Annotated in this window: 2 protein-coding genes; both read left to right on the forward strand. The window is 53.0% G+C overall.

The window, feature by feature from the left end; translation table 11 throughout:
• Positions 1-234, forward strand: a 234-nt coding sequence (locus WBG82_RS10550) for a L,D-transpeptidase (protein WP_424424488.1), incomplete at its 5' end; no start/stop codon positions are given.
• A 216-nt stretch (positions 235-450) separates the two neighbouring features.
• On the forward strand, positions 451-2,079 hold the full coding sequence (locus WBG82_RS10555) for a CTP synthase (protein ID WP_024897104.1): 1,629 nt from the start codon (positions 451-453) through the stop codon (positions 2,077-2,079).
• The last annotated feature ends 2 nt before the right edge of the window (positions 2,080-2,081 follow it).

Below are 2,081 nucleotides of genomic sequence, written 5' to 3' on the forward strand. Positions count from 1 at the left end.
GCTCAGTATGGCCGCTACAAAAACGGCATGGATGGCGGTCCGGGCAATCCGCTTGGTTCGCGCGCCATGTATCTGTTCCAGGGCAACAAGGATACGTATATCCGTATTCACGGCACCACTCAGCCATGGACAATCGGTAGCCCGGCTTCCAACGGTTGTTTTCGTATGACCAATGACGACATTCTGGATCTGTATGATCGCGTTGGCATGGGCGCAAAAGTCGTCGTTCTCTGATTTTTTGTAGAAATACCCGAAAGGCCGGGATTTCCCCGGCCTTTTTTCGTGCGCATGTAACAAATGACGCTACATGGTGCGAGCAGGGCTGAACTTGGTGGAAGCATCCGGTTTTCCCATATGGGAAGCTGATCGGGTGTGATTTTGATGGAAAAAACGCTGGTCACACTTTTTTTAGTGGCGGAATCAGCAAGAAGGGTCTAACGACGTAAGCCCATGGCGCGATATGTATTCATCACAGGCGGCGTGGTTTCTTCCCTTGGAAAAGGCATTGCCGCAGCAGCTCTGGCTGCACTCCTTCAGGCACGTGGTTACCGCGTGCGTATCCGTAAACTCGACCCTTATCTCAACGTCGACCCCGGCACGATGTCGCCTTACCAGCACGGTGAGGTGTTCGTCACTGACGATGGTGCTGAAACAGACCTTGATCTGGGCCATTACGAGCGGTTCACCGGTCGTCCTGCAAATCAGCGGGACAACATTACCACCGGTCGCATTTACCGCAACATCATCGAAAAGGAACGCCGCGGCGATTATCTCGGTGCGACGGTTCAGGTTATTCCCCACGTCACGGATGAAATCAAAAACTTCGTCCTTGAAGGCAATGACGATTATGATTTCGTTCTGTGCGAGATCGGCGGTACGGTCGGCGATATCGAAGCCATGCCGTTCCTTGAAGCTATTCGTCAGCTCGGCAATGAGCTGCCACGCAACAGCGCGGTTTATATCCATCTGACATTGATGCCGTATATTCCTGCGGCAGGCGAACTCAAGACCAAGCCAACGCAGCATTCGGTGAAGGAACTGCGTTCGATCGGTATTGCTCCGGATATTCTTCTGGTTCGTGCGGATCGCGAGATTCCGGCTTCTGAACGTCGCAAGCTGTCGCTTTTCTGTAATGTGCGTGAAAGCGCAGTCATTCAGGCGCTCGACGTTTCGACCATTTATGATGTGCCGATTGCTTATCATAAGGAAGGCCTCGACAACGAAGTGCTTGCAGCATTCGGTATCGAACCTGCACCTAAGCCACGTATGGAACGCTGGGAAGGCATTTCCCATCTTCTGCACAATCCGGAAGGCGAAGTTACCATTGCCGTCGTCGGCAAATATACTGAGCTGAAGGATGCTTATAAGTCGCTGATCGAAGCGCTGCAGCACGGTGGCATTGCCAACAAAGTCAAGGTCAATCTCGACTGGATCGAAGCCGAAGTCTTCGAAAGTGAAGACCCATCACCGTATCTCGAAAAAGTTCACGGCATTCTGGTGCCGGGCGGCTTTGGTGAACGTGGTGCAGAAGGCAAGATCCTTGCTGCCAAGTTCGCTCGCGAGCACAAGGTGCCTTATTTCGGTATCTGTTTCGGTATGCAGATGGCATGTCTCGAAGCCGCGCGTAACCTTGCCGGTATCGAAAATGCTTCATCGACCGAGTTCGGTCCGACCAAGGAACCTGTTGTCGGTCTGATGACTGAGTGGCTCAAGGGCAATATGCTCGAAAAGCGTACGAAATCGGGTGATCTTGGTGGCACGATGCGCCTTGGCGCATATGATTCCACGCTTAAGGCTGGAACGCGTATTGCCGAGATTTACGGTACGACCGAGATTTCCGAACGTCATCGTCACCGCTATGAAGTGAACGTTGACTATAAGGACCGCCTTGAAGCGAGCGGCCTCGTATTCTCTGGTATGTCGCCTGACGGCGTTCTGCCGGAGACAGTTGAATATGCTGATCATCCCTGGTTCATCGGCGTGCAGTACCATCCGGAACTGAAGTCGCGTCCGTTTGAGCCACACCCACTATTCTCTTCCTTCATCGCGGCTGCGATGGAGCAGGGCAGACTGGTTTGATG

Source organism: Parvibaculum sp., assembly GCF_049671045.1.
In the GTDB taxonomy this organism is placed as follows: Bacteria; Pseudomonadota; Alphaproteobacteria; order Parvibaculales; family Parvibaculaceae; genus Parvibaculum.

Excerpts from the sequence above, each read along its gene's own strand:
- WBG82_RS10555 (WP_024897104.1), top strand. The coding sequence starts at position 451 with ATGGCGCGATATGTATTCATCACAGGCGGCGTGGTTTCTTCCCTTGGA.